At 74.6% G+C, this 14,711-nt stretch carries 13 protein-coding genes and 5 tRNA genes; 11 read left to right on the top strand and 7 right to left on the bottom strand.

What is annotated here, in order from left to right:
* Positions 1–7: 7 nt before the first annotated feature.
* A complete protein-coding gene (locus ACFQ8T_RS04195) occupies positions 8–1,543 on the top strand; it encodes a multicopper oxidase family protein (protein WP_430545297.1) in 1,536 nt (511 codons plus the stop codon).
* 18 nt (positions 1,544–1,561) lie between these two features.
* On the opposite strand, the gene ACFQ8T_RS04190 is transcribed toward ACFQ8T_RS04195, so the two are convergent.
* Together ACFQ8T_RS04190 and ACFQ8T_RS04185 are read right to left on the bottom strand one after the other, a co-directional pair.
* Entirely contained in the window at positions 1,562–2,164 is a 603-nt protein-coding gene (locus ACFQ8T_RS04190) for a dihydrofolate reductase family protein (protein WP_430545296.1), read from the bottom strand.
* Positions 2,165–2,193: 29 nt separating this feature from the next.
* Positions 2,194–3,312: a chorismate-binding protein gene (locus ACFQ8T_RS04185; RefSeq protein ID WP_430545295.1), complete on the bottom strand. Its 1,119-nt coding sequence runs from the start codon at positions 3,310–3,312 to the stop codon at positions 2,194–2,196.
* 126 nt (positions 3,313–3,438) lie between these two features.
* On the opposite strand from ACFQ8T_RS04185, the gene ACFQ8T_RS04180 reads away from it, so the two are divergent.
* From ACFQ8T_RS04180 to ACFQ8T_RS04145, 8 genes are all read left to right on the top strand, one after another.
* A tRNA-Gly gene (locus ACFQ8T_RS04180) sits at positions 3,439–3,511 on the top strand.
* A gap of 54 nt (positions 3,512–3,565) precedes the next feature.
* Positions 3,566–3,636 (top strand) — tRNA-Cys (locus tag ACFQ8T_RS04175).
* Between the two features lie 8 nt (positions 3,637–3,644).
* Positions 3,645–3,719: transfer RNA gene (locus tag ACFQ8T_RS04170), tRNA-Val, on the top strand.
* Between the two features lie 225 nt (positions 3,720–3,944).
* A tRNA-Gly gene (locus ACFQ8T_RS04165) sits at positions 3,945–4,017 on the top strand.
* A gap of 42 nt (positions 4,018–4,059) precedes the next feature.
* Positions 4,060–4,134, top strand: a tRNA-Val gene (locus ACFQ8T_RS04160).
* Between the two features lie 105 nt (positions 4,135–4,239).
* The gene (locus tag ACFQ8T_RS04155; protein ID WP_430545294.1) at positions 4,240–4,566 is read left to right on the top strand and encodes a DUF2277 domain-containing protein; all 327 of its coding nucleotides are present in this window, start codon (positions 4,240–4,242) and stop codon (positions 4,564–4,566) included.
* A 29-nt stretch (positions 4,567–4,595) separates the two neighbouring features.
* Complete coding sequence (locus tag ACFQ8T_RS04150) at positions 4,596–4,907, top strand: hypothetical protein (protein WP_429763701.1); 312 nt, start codon at positions 4,596–4,598, stop codon at positions 4,905–4,907.
* A 585-nt stretch (positions 4,908–5,492) separates the two neighbouring features.
* Positions 5,493–7,004: a hypothetical protein gene (locus tag ACFQ8T_RS04145; protein ID WP_430545293.1), complete on the top strand. Its 1,512-nt coding sequence runs from the start codon at positions 5,493–5,495 to the stop codon at positions 7,002–7,004.
* Positions 7,005–7,074: 70 nt separating this feature from the next.
* On the opposite strand, the gene zapE is transcribed toward ACFQ8T_RS04145, so the two are convergent.
* On the bottom strand, positions 7,075–8,181 hold the full coding sequence (zapE, locus tag ACFQ8T_RS04140; protein WP_430545292.1) for a cell division protein ZapE: 1,107 nt from the start codon (positions 8,179–8,181) through the stop codon (positions 7,075–7,077).
* A 38-nt stretch (positions 8,182–8,219) separates the two neighbouring features.
* Here zapE and ACFQ8T_RS04135 point away from each other — a divergent pair, with 38 nt between their 5' ends.
* Positions 8,220–9,023 (top strand): dihydrofolate reductase family protein, encoded by an 804-nt coding sequence (locus tag ACFQ8T_RS04135; RefSeq protein ID WP_430545291.1) that lies wholly within the window; start codon positions 8,220–8,222, stop codon positions 9,021–9,023.
* 99 nt (positions 9,024–9,122) lie between these two features.
* Entirely contained in the window at positions 9,123–9,620 is a 498-nt protein-coding gene (locus ACFQ8T_RS04130; protein WP_430545290.1) for a hypothetical protein, read from the top strand.
* An 84-nt stretch (positions 9,621–9,704) separates the two neighbouring features.
* Here ACFQ8T_RS04130 and ACFQ8T_RS04125 read toward each other — a convergent pair whose 3' ends face one another.
* The 4 genes from ACFQ8T_RS04125 to gndA are packed head-to-tail and all read right to left on the bottom strand — an operon-like array spanning position 9,705 to position 14,546.
* Entirely contained in the window at positions 9,705–10,451 is a 747-nt protein-coding gene (locus ACFQ8T_RS04125; RefSeq protein ID WP_430545289.1) for an aspartate/glutamate racemase family protein, read from the bottom strand.
* Complete coding sequence (locus tag ACFQ8T_RS04120; RefSeq protein WP_430545288.1) at positions 10,448–11,770, bottom strand: carboxylate--amine ligase; 1,323 nt, start codon at positions 11,768–11,770, stop codon at positions 10,448–10,450. The genes ACFQ8T_RS04125 and ACFQ8T_RS04120 overlap by 4 nt, the downstream gene beginning before the upstream one ends.
* Positions 11,767–13,113, bottom strand: a complete 1,347-nt coding sequence (locus tag ACFQ8T_RS04115) for a hypothetical protein (RefSeq protein WP_430545287.1) — start codon at positions 13,111–13,113, stop codon at positions 11,767–11,769. Before ACFQ8T_RS04115 ends, ACFQ8T_RS04120 begins: the two co-directional genes overlap by 4 nt.
* Positions 13,110–14,546 carry an NADP-dependent phosphogluconate dehydrogenase gene (gndA, locus tag ACFQ8T_RS04110; RefSeq protein ID WP_430545286.1) on the bottom strand — a complete coding sequence of 479 codons (1,437 nt, stop codon included), beginning with the start codon at positions 14,544–14,546 and terminating at the stop codon, positions 13,110–13,112. The genes ACFQ8T_RS04115 and gndA overlap by 4 nt, the downstream gene beginning before the upstream one ends.
* Positions 14,547–14,711 lie beyond the last annotated feature (165 nt).

Here is a 14,711-nt window from a genome sequence, read left to right as displayed (position 1 = left end):
GCGCACCATGACGGCCGACCGCTCACCGGTCCTGCGGCGCGTCGTCGCCGGCCTGGTGGCGGCGGCCGTCCTGGTGCCGCTCCTGCTGCTCTGGCAGACCAGCAGGACGCCCGGCCGGTTCTCCGTCTCGGAGGCGGGCGCGTTCGAGCGGGGCAGCGGGCCCCGCGTCACGACGCCCGAGGGTCACTCGGGCCACGGCGGCGTGCCTGCGCCCGCCGCCGCGAGCGTCGACACCCTGGTGGCCCCGACCGGCCCTGCCGACGTGGCGCTCACCCTCACCGCGCGCGCCGAGCGCGTCGAGCTCGCGCCCGGCGCCACGACCGACGCGTACACGGTGAACGGGACCACCCCCGGCCCGACGCTGCGCGCCACGCAGGGCGACCTGGTCGAGGTGAGGTTCGTCAACGAGAGCGCGCCGGGCGGCGCCACGCTGCACTGGCACGGGATCGACGTGCCGAACGCCGCGGACGGCGTGGCAGGCGTGACGCAGGACGCCGTGCCGGTCGGCGGGTCGCACACGTACCGGTTCGTCGCCTCCGACGCGGGCACCTACTGGTACCACTCGCACCAGGTCTCGCACGAGCAGGTGCGCAAGGGGCTGCTCGGGGCGGTGGTGGTGTCCCCGCGGCGGGACGCCCGACCGGCCGGCGGGCCGGAGGTCGCGAGGCTGCTGGACGACGCCGTCGACGTCCCGGCGCTGGTGCACCGCTACGGGGCGCGGCGCACGGTGCAGGGGGCGACCGGGGACCTGCCGGTCGACGTCCCGCCGGGGACGGCGGCGCGCGTCCGGGTGATCAACACCGACAACGGCGTCCTCCCCGTGTGGGTGGGCGGGGCTCCCTTCCGCCTCCTCGCCGTCGACGGCACCGACGTGCACGGCCCGCCCGAGGTGCGCGACCGCGCCGTCGTGGTCCCCGCCGGCGGGCGCGCGGACCTGCTCGTCGTGGCGCCGGGGGACGGCTCGGCGGCACGCGTCGAGCTGGGCGGCGCCTCCGCCGTCGTCGTCGGGCCCGACGGCGCGGCGTCCTCGGCGACGCGCCGCCCGACGGCGACCCTCGACCTGCTCACCTACGGGACGCCCGCGCCGCTCGGCCTGGACCCGGGCGCGGCCGACCGCTCGTTCGACTACGTCATCGGCCGGGCGCCCGGGTTCCTCGACGGCAAGCCGGGCATGCACTGGACGGTGAACGGGCACACCTACCCGGACGTCCCGATGTTCGAGGTGGCGGGGGGTGACGTCGTGCGCATGCGGATCGACAACCGCAGCGGCGCCCCGCACCCGATGCACCTGCACGGCCACCACGTCGTCGTGCTGTCCCGCGACGGCGTGGCCGCGAGCGGCAGCCCCTGGTGGACGGACTCGCTCGAGGTGGCCGACGGCGAGGTCTACGACGTCGCGTTCCTCGCGGACAACCCGGGGATCTGGATGGACCACTGCCACAACCTGCCGCACGCCACCGAGGGCCTCGTGGCGCACCTCATGTACACGGGGGTCACGACGCCGTACCTGCTGGGGCACGACAGCGGCAACGTCCCGGAGTGACAGGCGCCGGGGGGGTGCTCAGCGGCGCAGCACCAGGTGCGTCACCTCCGGCGTGACGCGCGCGGACACCGTGCGCAGGTCGTGCGTTCCCACGCCCTGGAACAGGCGCACCCCCTCCACGTCGAGCACCACGGGCGCGACGTGCAGCCGCAGCTCGTCGATGAGGTCCGCGGCGAGGAACTGATTGACGGTCGTCGCCCCGCCGGCCACGGACACGTTCCGGTCGCCGGCCGCCTCGCGCGCCCGGGCGAGGGCCTCCTGCGGCCCGCCGGTCACGAAGTGGAACGTGGTGCCGCCCTGCATCTCGATCGGGTCGCGCTCGTGGTGCGTGAGGACGAAGACCGGCGCGTGGTACGGCGGGTCCTCGCCCCACCAGCCGCGCCACGAGAGGTCCCACTCCCCGCGGCCCGGGCTGAACATGTTGCGGCCCATGACGAACGCGCCCGCCGCGGTGATCGCGTCGAGCTCCGCCCGGTGGTCGTCCGGGTTGTCGAACATCCACGCGTGCATGATCCGTTCGCCGTCGCCGACGCCGTCGCCGAACGGCTGGTCGAGGGACTGGTTCACCCCCGCGGAGATGCCGTCGAGGGAGATGCCGAGGTCGCAGGTCACCTGTGTCATGCACGTGAGACGTCCCGACTCCCCCGGACTCATCGCTCCGACGACGCGAGCCCCACCAGCCGGTCCGCCTTGAGCTCCGTCTCGTCCCACTCCCGCTCGGGGTCGCTCCCCCACGTGATCCCGGCGCCGGTGCCGAACCGCAGGACGCCGCCGTCGCCCGCGTCCTCCCACCAGAAGGTGCGGATCCCGACGGCGAGCTCGGCGCGCCCGGCGTCGCCGTCGACCCAGCCCACGGCTCCGCAGTAGGGCCCGCGGGCGGTCGGCTCGAGCTCGGCGATCAGCCGCAGCGCGGACGACTTGGGCGCCCCGGAGACCGACCCCGGCGGGAACGTGGCCTCGAGCGCCCGCGCCCAGAGCCCGGGGCCGGCGGCGAGCAGCTCCCCGCGCACGCGGGACACGAGGTGGACGAGCCCGGGGTGCTCCTCGACGGAGAGCAGGTCGGTCACGTCGACGGTGCCGGGGCGGCAGACGCGCTGCAGGTCGTTGCGCACGAGGTCGGTGATCATCACGTTCTCGGCGCGGTCCTTGGCGGTGAGGCCGGACGGCGTGCGCGCCGTGCCCTTGATCGGGCCCGAGGCGAGCGACGTCCCGCCGGGGGCGGCCTCGAGCGAGAGGTAGAGCTCCGGGGAGGCGCTCACGACCCACACGGGCTCGAGCCCGCTCGCGGCGGGCACGTGCACCGCGGCCGCGTAGGGGGCGGGGTTGCCGGCCGTCAGCCGCGCGGCGAGCCCGGCGGCGTCGGGCTCGGCACCGGCGTCCGCGCCCGTCGCGGCCAACGGCGCGGACAGGACCCGGCACACGTTGACCTGGTAGACGTCGCCGCGCCGCACCCGCTCCCGGACCGTCGCCACCGCGCGGACGTAGGAGTCCCGGTCGAGCGAGCTGGCCCAGGACGACGGCGCGGGGCCGTGCCAGGACCTCCCGTCGTTCCCCGGCGCCGGAGCGGGCCCCACGTCGGCGAACCGCCACGCGCGGGCCCGGCCGCCCGGCCGCGTGGCGCCGTCGCGTCCCAGGTCGGCCTCGAAGTCGGCGACGACGAACCACAGCCCCGAGTCGAGCCGTTCCGGCTGCTCGGAGAGGTCGACGCACTCGACGGCGCGCGACGCACGGCGGCCGGCGAACGCGGCCCAGGAGGTCGGCTCGTGCACACGAGCACGCTAGCGGGTCCCGCGCGGAGCCCCGGGCGGGGGCGATTGGACGGACCGCCAGGGGTCCACTAATGTTTGGGGCGCGCCAGAACGGCGGGCACCGCAGGGTGTCCTGGTCCTGGTCGTGCGGATGTGGCTCAGTTGGTAGAGCATCACCTTGCCAAGGTGAGGGTCGCGGGTTCGAGTCCCGTCATCCGCTCGGAGGCCCACTCTCTGATCGACTCACGTCGAGCGTCGGGAGAGCACGTCTCAAGGTGGGTTGGCCGAGAGGCGAGGCAGCGGCCTGCAAAGCCGTATACACGGGTTCGAATCCCGTACCCACCTCGCAGCACGGGCGATTGGCGCAGCGGTAGCGCGCTTCCCTGACACGGAAGAGGTCACTGGTTCGATCCCAGTATCGCCCACCAGCATCACGAAGCCCCGACCGGGATCCGGTCGGGGCTTCGTCGTTCCCGGAGCACGACCCTGCTCTCCGACACGCCCACCGCCGCGCCCACCGACGCACCGCCGACGGCCGAAGGCGCCGCAGCGTCGCAGGTCACACGGCCGCGATTGGACCAGCGCGCGGAAGGTCGAGTAATGTTCCTCAGGCGCCGGGAGGCCAGGACAGCAGTCCTGAACGACCCGGTCGCGCGGATGTGGCTCAGTTGGTAGAGCATCACCTTGCCAAGGTGAGGGTCGCGGGTTCGAGTCCCGTCATCCGCTCCGAGCTCTGCATTTCCCTCGCGGGGAGCGCAGCAGCCGCACGGGCGATTGGCGCAGCGGTAGCGCGCTTCCCTGACACGGAAGAGGTCACTGGTTCGATCCCAGTATCGCCCACCACAACGAGGCCGTCCCGGTTCGCCCGGGGCGGCCTTTCGCGTCCCTTCCCTCCCCCCGCGCCGCCGGGTGTCGCCGTCGTCACACCCGCGGCGTAGCGTCGGGAGCATGTGCCGCAACATCACGACCCTGCGGGGGCTCGAGCCGCCCGCCACCGACGAGGAGATCCGGGCCGCGGCGGAGCAGTTCGTCCGCAAGGTGACGGGCGTCCAGCGCTCGGCGAGCGCCGCCACCCGCGAGCCGTGCGAGGAGGCGACCGCGGAGATCGCGGAGATCGTCACCCGCCTGCTCGGCGAGCTCCCCGAGCGACGCCAGCCTCCGAAGACCGTGCCTCCGCTGCGCCGCGAGGACGTGCAGGCGCGCATCGCCGCGCGCCAGGCCGCGCGCGAGGAGCACGAGCGGATGCACGAGCTCGGGATCGCGCACAGCCACTAGGCGGACACCCACTAGGTAGGCTCGCCCGCGTGGATCAGCCCCTCCCCGCCCCCGTCGACGTGCCGCCGACCGCACCCGACCCCGTCTCCGCGACGATGCACCGCGCCAAGGCGCACGCCCGGGCGTCGCACGTCACGGTGGGGCAGGTCCGGCACGGCCACGGAGGCGCCGTGGAGATCGACTGCTCGTGCGGGATGGTCCTCACCAACGGGCCGGACTGGTCCCTCGACGAGCACATCAGGCTGCACCGCGCCGAGGCGCGCTACGTCGCGCTCAGCCGCGTCGCCCCCGCCGGGATGCCGCGGCTCGTCCCCGTCGGCGCGGACCGCCTGCCCCGCTGACGCCACGCGCGTCGACGCTCGGGGTCAGAGCTCGTCCGGGTCGTCCCAGGAGACTCCGCTCGAGGCGCCTTCGATGGGGCCGAGCTCCGCCGCGGAGAGGGACGCCGGCGCCTTCGCCGCGTCTCCCCCGGACCTGGCGTCCCGGTCGCGATCGTCCAGCGGGCGCCGCCGGGGTGCCAGCCTGGCCTGCGAGGCGATCGACTCGTCCAACCTGTCCACCGGCACCGTGGGTCGGGTGCCTGTGCCATCCGTGCTCATGGCCAAGGTCTAGCAGCCGGTGGTGTGCTCCGCTCGCGCTTGGCACACTATTTGTGCCAGATGGTGTGGTGAGGTCGCCTCCTGCACGCTCCCCGGACGACGGCCGGACGGTCGCTTGGCGTCACCGTCGCCCGCGGCATCCGGCACCTGGACGCGGGGCCGCGAAGGTCGCCTCCGGTGGCTAGAGTGTCCGCCGTGACCGCTGCCGATGCAGGCCTCGCCGACAGGGCGGCACCCGGGACCCCGCCCCCGCTCCCCGGCACGCGGGATCGCTGGCCGGGGCCCCGCCCTCTGCTGTGGGCGCCGCGGGCCCACACCGTCGAGGTCGTGCTTCCGGCGTCCGGCTCCCGGCTCCCCCTCCGCCTCGTGGGCGCCCACGAGCCCGGATACTGGCGCGCGGACGCCGAGCTCTCGCCGGGCACGGACTACCTCTTCTCCGTCGACGGCGGAACGCCCGTCCCGGATCCCTGCAGCACCTGGCTGCCGTGCGGCCTGCACGGCCCGTCGCGCGTGCTGTACCAGGAGTTCTGCTGGACCGACGGCGCCTGGCGGGGCGTGGACCTCGACGCCGGCGCGCTGCTGCGCGTCGACCTGCCGACGTTCACCGCCGCCGGCACCCTCGACGCGGCCGCCGACCTCCTGGAGGACGTCGCGGCGACCGGCGTCGTGGGGGTCGAGCTCTCCCCCCTCGCCGCGCACGACCCCGACCGCGGCCCCGCCGCCGGTGTCCGCCTGTTCGCCGTGCACGAGCCGCTCGGCGGCCCCCGCGCGCTCCACCGGTTCGTGGACCGCGCGCACCGCAACGGGCTCGCCGTCGTCCTGGACGCACCCCACCGGTGGGCCGTCGCCGACGACCTCGGCCTGCATACCTTCGGCCCCTACGCCACCGGCTCACGGATCGGCCCCCGCACCGGCGCGCGGCCGGGACCGCCGGGCTCCGACAGCCCGCGGATCAACCTCGACGGCAGCGGGAGCCGCGGCCCGCGCGACTTCCTCGTGGCCGACGCCGAGCGCTGGCTGCGCGACTTCCACGTGGACGGCCTGCTGCTCGACGTCGAGGCGCTCGTGGACCGCTCGGCGGTGCCGTTCCTCGGGGAGCTCGCCGACGACGTGCACCACCTCGGCGAGCAGCTCGGCCGCCGGCTCCACCTCCTCGTCGACGGGCCGGGGCGCAGCGACCGGCTCACCACCGTCGTGCACGACATCCTCGCCGCGCCGGGCGACGCCGACGCCGTCCAGGACCTGCGCCGGCTCGCGCACGAGGTGTTTCCCCCGACGACGGCCCCGTGGCGGCCGCCCAGCCTCCGACGGGCGCACCGCGCCACGCAGCGGGCCTCCGCGGTGCTCGTGCGCGACCTCACGCGGCTGCCCGCCGCGAACCGCTCCGTCCCGTGGACGCCCGACGCGGGCGAGTCCCTCCTGGAGGCCCCGGGCTCGACCGACGACGACCGGGCGTGCCTGCTGACGTTCGCGATCCTCGCCGGGACGCCTCCGGTGCTCGACACCGAGCACGTGCCCGTCCCCGCGCGGGACGAGCGGGCGCGGCGCCTCGTCGACTGGACCAGGACGCTGTTGTCCCTGCGGCCCGCCGCGTCGGCGGACCGGGACCTGCCCGTGGACGTGCGGACCGAGGGGACGACGCTCCTCGGCCGCCGCGGGCGCACCGCCGTCGCGCTGGTCACCGGCACGGAGCCGGCGGACGTCGACGTCTCCTCGCTCCCGGCCGGCACGGAGGTCCTGGCCGCCTGGGACCCCGAGGGGACGACGCTCGCGGACGGCGTCCTGCGGATCCCGCCGCGTGCCCCCGCCGTGCTGCACGCCGGCCCGGTCGAGCCGTAGCGGCCACGGCTCGCCGCGAGACGGCACTCACCGAGCCGTCAGGTCGTCGTCAGGGCTCTGTGAAGGGCCGTCACGCCGTCAGGCGCCGGCCCTCCTCCGCCAGGGCGCCGAGGCGCGAGAGCGCCCGGAAGTACTTCTTGCGGTAGCCCCCGCGCAGCATCTCGTCGGTGAACAGGTGCTGCGCGCCGTCGCCGGCGAGGAGCACGGGGACGTCGCGGTCGTAGAGGCGGTCGACGAGGACCACGAGCCGCAGGGCCACCTCCTGCCGCTGCACGGGGCGCACGCCGGTGAGCGCCACGAGCTCCACGCCGTCGAGCAGGGCGCCGTACCGGCTCGGGTGCACGGTCGCGAGGTGCGCGAGCAGCCCGTCGAACTCGTCGAGCACCGCGCCGGGGCGGCCGGCCGCCGCGCGCGCGACGACCTCGGCCGCGAGCGGCGCCGCCTCGGTCACGACGGCGCGGTGCCGGTAGTCCTCGCCGTCGACGCGCAGCACCTCGAACCGGGAGGAGAGCGCCTGGATCTCGCGCAGGAAGTCCTCGGCCGCGAAGCGGCCCTCGCCCAGCGCCTCGGGCAGGGTGTTCGACGTCGCGGCGAGGGAGACGTCGCGGTCGGCGAGCTCGCGGAGCAGCCGGGACATCAGCACGGTGTCGCCCGGGTCGTCCAGCTCGAACTCGTCGATGCAGACCAGGCGGCGCGTGGCGAGCGCCTCGACCGTGGGGAGGAAGCCCAGGGCGCCCACGAGGTTCGTGTACTCGACGAACGTGCCGTACGCGACCGACCCCTCGCCGAGGGTCGCGGTGACCTCGTGCGCGAGCGACGTGAGCAGGTGGGTCTTGCCGACGCCGAAGCCGCCGTCCATGTAGACCGCGGGCACCGCGCGACGCCGGCCGAACAGCGCCTTCAGCCCGGACGACCGGGGCGCCACGATCTCGCGCGCGACCTCCTGCAGCCGGGCGGGCACCGTCGTCTGGCTCGGGTGGGCGGGGTCGGCCCGGTAGGTGGAGAAGCGCGCCTCGGCGAAGTGGCGCGGAGGCACGAGGTCGGCGAGCAGCCGGTCCGGGGACACGGTCGGGCGCACCGCCGACAGGGACGGCACCGCGCCGTCCCGCGCGGGGGGCGTCGCGCCTGCGTCCGCGCCCGTGTCCTGGTCCCGGTCCTCGTCCTGCGTGAGCGTCACGACCGTCAAGGCTACGCCGCGTCAGTACGCTGACCGCTGTGAGATCTGCCACGACGCCCCTCGACCTGCTCGTCCCGGCACCCGAGCATGTCCCGGCCGACCCCGCCGAGACCCGGCTCGCCGCGCTGTACGACGAGGGCACCGGGTCGGGCGCCTGGCTGCGGGCCAACTTCGTCAGCACGGTCGACGGCGGCGCGTGGGGGCCGGACCACCTGTCCGGCTCGATCAACGACGACGCCGACTGGCGCGTGTTCCGCGTCCTGCGCGCCGCGGCCGACGTCGTGCTGGTGGGGGCGGGCACGGCCCGGCACGAGGGCTACACCGCGCTCGACCGGCCCCCGGGCCTGCCCGCCGTCGACGACCGTCCCCTCGAGCTCGCGCTCGTCAGCCGCTCCGGCCGAGTGCCGCAGCAGCTCGCCGACGGCGACCGTCCGCCGCTGGTCCTCACCGGCGAGGCCGGGGCGGGGACGGCGCGCCGGATGGTCCCCGCCGACCGGGTGCTCACGGTGGCGTCGGCGCACGACCCCGACGAGGTGGACCTGCGCGCCGGCCTCGCCGCGCTCGCCGACCGGGGGCTGCGTCGCGTGCTGTGCGAGGGTGGCCCGACGCTGCTGGCCGCCCTGCTCGCGGACGACCTGGTCGACGAGCTGTGCGTGACCACGAGCCCGTGCCTGGTCGGGCCGGGACCCTCCCGCATCGTCGCCGCCTCCCCCGCCGGGGCCCCCGGCGAGACCCCGCCGCCGGCCGGTATCCCGGCGACGCCGCCCACGCCCGCCCGGCTCGCGCACCTGCTGCACGCGCCGAGCACGGGCACGCTCGTCGCGCGCTGGCTGCTGCGCTGAGCGATCCCGGGAGCGACGGCGGCGAGGCGCGCGTCACGTCCCGTCCCCTGGCAGGCGCCTGGCCTCGCATCCGCGGCCCCGGGTGGCTACGGTGCTGGCATGCCGACGACCGTCGTCCTCACCGAGGACGCCCTCACCGACGCCGACGTGGCGCACATCCTGTCCCTGCACGACGAGCAGGCCGAGCGCTATCGCGTGCTCGTCCCCTCGGACACCGACCGCAACGTGGTGGCCGCGATCATCGACCACCTGTGGGTGGGCGAGCTGCGCGAGGCCGGGCAGGACCTGGTGGGCAAGGAACCCACGCCCGAGCAGGCGAAGGTGACCGCCGCCGAGCGCCTCGAGCGGTCCCTCGCGGCGCTGCGGGCCGCCGGTGCCACCGCCGAGGGCACGGTCACCGAGGAGGACCCGCTGCCCGCGCTGAGCGCCGCCGTCGCCGCCCAGGGCGGCCCGGACTCCGTGCAGGACGTCGTCGTGGTGACCTACCCGCACGTGGTCGCCGACACCTTCCGCTCCGACTGGGCGTCGCGGGCCCGCGAGCACCTGCAGGTCCCCGTGCTGCACCTGTACGCCGGGACCAGCGAGATCGGCGACTGAGCCCGGCCTCCTCCGACCCTGACACGCGCGAGGGCCCCGTCCGCCGGACGGGGCCCTCGCGCGTGTCGTGCGGCGTGCGGAGCGTCAGCGCACGCGGTGCCCGGCGCCCGTGATCGTCGCGCGCACCAGCTCGTCCATGGAGTCGAGGAAGGGCTCCTCGTCGAGCAGGTCGTGGTCGACCGCGGCGACGGACAGCTCCGTGCACCCGAGCACGACGACGGACGCGCCGCGCTCCACGAGCCGGGCCGCCACGCCGCGCAACGCGTCGGGGTCCGCCGGTCGGCCGGCCTTGACCTGGTCGTAGATCACCGCGTTGACGACGTCCTGGTCCGCCGCGTCCGGGACGACGACGTCGATCCCGTGGGCGGCGAACGCGTCGTCGTACACCTTCGACGCGACCGTGCCCGCCGTGGCCAGCAGGCCGACGCGGCGCAGGCCGGGCACCCGCTCGCGCGCCGCCGCGACCGTCACGTCGATGATCGAGACGAACGGCACCGTGACCGCGTCGAGCACCTGCTGGGTGAAGTAGTGCGCGGTGTTGCACGGCATGACGAGGAACTGCACGCCGAAGTCCTGCAGGCGCCGGGCGTCCCGCGCGAGCACGGGCCCCGGGTCGGCGGGCGACCGCCCGAGCACGAAGTCCGTGCGGTCCGGGATCGTCGCGTGGTTGAGCACGACGAGGTCCACGTGGTCCTGGTCCCGCTCGGCGTCGGTGCGCTGCACCACCCGCTGCAGGAAGTAGGCGGTGGCCAGCGGGCCGACCCCGCCGATCACGCCGACGGGGCGGTCGTCGACCGTCCCGTCGGCGCCGTGCCCGGCCTCCGGGGTCACGCGCCCTCCCGGGTGCCCTGCCGTGCGGCCGGGCCGGTCCAGGCCAGGGCCCGCGACTGCGCCACCGGGTAGTGCCGGGCGTACTTGCGGAACTGGTTGACCTGCGACACCAGCAGGTACGCGACCCGACGGGGGTCCCACTCCTTGCGGTACCAGAGCGGGTTGGACGCACGCCGCGTCAGCTGCAGGCGACGCGTCCGGGACCGGATGGCCGGGTCGGCGACGTAGCGTCGCAGCAGGGCGCCCGGCAGCACCGTGTACAGGTGCTCGGTCGTGACCTCGCCGTCGCCGGAGAGCGGGACGTCCGGCCCGAGCACGGCGCGCGGGTCGGGGTCGAGCCCGCGCAGGTGCTCGTGCACGTAGAACTTCACCGGGTTCGCACCCGTCGACGTGACGTAGTAGTTCGAGCGGCCCAGACGCGGGTTGAGCTCGAAGAACACGTACCGCCCGTCGCGCGGGTCGTACTTGAGGTCGAAGTTCGCGACGCCCGTCCAGCCGACGTGCTCGAGCAGGCGGCGCGCCTGCTCCACGACCTCGGACTGGGTGCCCGTGACGATCGCGGCCGGGTTCCCGAGCGCGCCGGGGGCGTGCTCCTCGAGCAGCACGTGCCCGAAGGAGGAGAACCGCACCTTGCCCTGCGCGTCGCTGTAGCAGGTGAGGATCCGCATGCCGGAGTCGTCGCCCGGGATGTAGTCCTGCACGACGAACGAGCCGACGTACCCGGCGTCCTTCACGCGCCCGAGCAGGTCGAGCAGCTCGGCGCGGGTGTCCACGAGGAAGACCTTCTTCTTCCCCGCGAACTCGACGTCGTGGTAGGCCGCCGTGCTGGCCGCCTTGGCGATCACGGGGAAGGTCAGGCCGCTCGTGTCCGGCTCGGTGCCCGACGCGACGTCGTGCACGACCGTCGTCGGGTGCGCGAGGCCGAGCTCGGCGCACAGGGCCCCGAACTCCTCCTTGTCCGTGAGCCGCAGCAGCAGCTCCTCGCCCACGTAGGGCACCAGGTAGCGGTCCTCGAGGCGGTCGCGGTGCTGCACGAGCATCCGCACCAGCCAGTCGGCCGAGCCCACGACCACCAGATCGGCGTCGGCGTGCTCGTCCGCGATGCGGCGCAGGCGCGCCACGATCGCCTCGGGGTCGTCGATCCGGGGTTCCGCCACGTGCGTGAGGATGCGCGAGTGCCGCACCAGGCCGGTGGAGGCGCCGGACACGACGACCGAACGCACCCCGTACGCCTCGTGGAAGGCCCGGGCCAGGCTGTACGCGCCGATGTCGCCGCCGAGGACGACGGGCTGCAGCCTCCGCTGCGGGGTCTGCGTCACGATGCCTCCTTCGTCGCGGCGCCGCCGGCCGACGTGCCGGCCGGCGCTCCCGCCGCGGTGTTCGCCGCGTAGTTCCGGCGCAGCGCCTCCAGCGGGTAGAACTGCCGGTACTTGCGCACGTGGTTGAGCATCGCCGTGAGCACGTACAGGCGGCGACGGGGCGACGCGTCCGCCTTGTAGCGCAGCGGGTGCACCGTGCGCCTGGAGCGCTGCAGCCGCACGACGCGGGCGTGCAGCTCCGGGTCCAGCACGTACGAGCGCAGCAGTCGCTTCGGCACGACGGCGTACAGGACCTCCCGGTCCGCCGTCACCGGCTCGCGCCGCACGCCGTGCACGACGTCGTCCACCAGGGCCTCGGTCGGGTTCTGCCCGCCCGCGGTGAGGTAGTAGTTGTTCCGACCGATGCGCGGGTTCTGCTCGAAGAACTTGAACACGCCGTCGCGCGGGTCGAGCTTGACGTCGAAGTTCGCGAACCCGCGCCAGCCGGTGTGCTCGAGGATCCGCTGGGCGGCGTCGAGGATCTCGTCGATCGGCTCGACGATCATCGCCGACGGGTTGCCGCGCGCGGCCGGCGTGCGCTCCTCGAGGAGCACCTGCGCCGAGGAGCGCAGCGTGACCCGCCCGCTCGAGTCGGCGTAGGCCGTGACCGACCGCATCCGCGTGTCGTCGCCCGGGATGTTCTCCTGCACCAGGAAGCGCCCGCGGAAGCCGGCCTCGCGCAGCGAGATCATCAGCCGGTCCAGCTCGGCCGGCGTCGCGATCTCGTAGATCTTCTTCTTCCCGGCGAACTGCACGTCGTGGTAGTCGGCGCTGCTCGCGGGCTTGGCGATGACCGGGAAGTCGAAGCCGACGGGCAGCGGCTCCCAGCCGGGCTCTTCCGCCCGGGCGAAGTCCTGGATCACCGTGGCCGGCGTCGGGATCCCGAGCCCCGCGCACACCTCCTGGAACTCCGCCTTGTCGGAGATCCGGTCGATGAGCGCGGCGTCCGCGAACGGGACGACGTAGCCGGCGGCCTCGAGCTCCCCGCGGTGGTGCACGAGCACGCGCACCACCCAGTCCATGTTGGTGAGGAGCACGAGGGTGCGGCCGGGAGCCGACAGCCGGCCCGCGACGTCCTGGAGCGCCCCGACGATCTGCTCGGGCGCGGTGCCGGACAGCTCGGTGTCGATGATCTGCGAGTGCGCGATCGGGCCCGGCTCGGCGAAGGCGACGACGGTGGTGCGCACGCCGTAGCGCTCGTGGAACGAGCGGGCGAGGGCGTACACACCGATGTCCGAGCCGACGATGACGGGCTGGAACCCGGGGCCGGCGTCGGTGCTGGTGGTGCTCACGGGTGCGCTCATGCCTCCTGCTCGGAGCGGTCGGCCGACCACTCGGTGTGGAAGGTGCCCTCGCGGTCGGTGCGGCGGTAGGTGTGCGCACCGAAGAAGTCGCGCTGCGCCTGGATGAGCGCGGCGGGCAGCCGCTCGGCGCGCACGCCGTCGTAGTAGGCGAGGGACGAGGAGAACGCGGGGGTCGGGACGCCGTTGAGGGCGGCCTGCGACACGACCCGACGCCAGGCGGCGAGGCCGTTCCCCACGGCGTTCGTGAAGTACTCGTCCGCGAGGAGCAGCGGCAGCGCGGCGTCGCGCTCGTACGCCTCGGTGATGCGGTTGAGGAAGCGGGCGCGGATGATGCAGCCGCCGCGCCAGATGCGGGCCATGGCACCGCGGTCGATGTCCCAGCCGTACTCGGCGGAGGCTGCGGCGATCTGGTCGAAGCCCTGGCTGTACGCGACGACCTTCGACGCGTACAGCGCGAGGCGCACGTCCTCGACGAAGGTGTCGCGGTCCGCGATCTCCCAGGTCCCGGCGTCGGCGGGCAGCGCGGCGCGGCCGGCCTCGCGCTGCGGCACGGAGCCGGACAGCGCGCGGGCGAACGTCGCCTCGGCGATGCCGGTGATCGGCACGCCGAGGTCGAGGCCGTTCTGCACCGTCCAGCGGCCGGTGCCCTTCTGCTCGGCCTGGTCGAGCACGATGTCGACGAACGCGCTGCCGGTGGCCGCGTCGACGTGCTGCAGCACGTCGGCGGTGATCTCGATGAGGAACGACTCGAGGTCGCCGGTGTTCCACTCGGCGAAGATCTGCCCGATCTCGGCCGCGGACGCGCCCAGCCCCTGCTTGAGCAGGTCGTAGGCCTCGGCGATGAGCTGCATGTCGGCGTACTCGATGCCGTTGTGCACCATCTTGACGAAGTGCCCGGCGCCGTCGGGGCCGACGTAGGTGCAGCACGGCGTGCCGTCGACCTTCGCCGAGATGTCCTCGAGGATCGGGCCCAGGCTCGCGTAGGACTCGCGGGTGCCGCCGGGCATGATCGACGGGCCGTTGAGCGCGCCCTCCTCGCCGCCCGAGACGCCGGTGCCCACGAAGTGCAGGCCCTTCGCGCTGAGGTCCTTCTCGCGGCGGATCGTGTCCGGGAAGTGGGCGTTGCCGGCGTCGACGACGATGTCGCCCTCCTCCAGCAGCGGCACGAGCTCGTCGATGACGGCGTCGGTCGCCGCGCCCGCCTTGACCATGATCACGACCTTGCGGGGGCGCTCCAAGGAGGCGACGAAGTCGGCCATCGACTCGGACGGGACGAAGTCGCCCTCCTGCCCGGCGTCGGCGATCAGCGACTGCGTCTTGGCGTACGACCGGTTGTGCACCGCCACCGTGTAGCCGTGCCGCGCGAAGTTGCGGGCGAGGTTGCGGCCCATCACCGCAAGGCCGGTCACGCCGATCTGGGCACGAGCTGTCATCGTTTCCCTGCTTCCGTCGGTTCTCGGTTCGGGTCGGGCGGCCGGGTGGCGGCGACTGGCGCACGCGCGCCCCCGCCCGGGAGCCGGGACCAGCGTAGTCGGCGCGGCGGCCGAGGTGTACGGACCATCACGATCCGGACACGACCGGCCCCCCGGTGCGTCGTT

This window comes from Isoptericola sp. NPDC056618, assembly GCF_042792715.1.
Classification (GTDB): domain Bacteria; phylum Actinomycetota; class Actinomycetes; order Actinomycetales; family Cellulomonadaceae; genus Isoptericola; species Isoptericola nanjingensis.
This window is presented reverse-complemented; position numbering and strand designations above follow the sequence as displayed.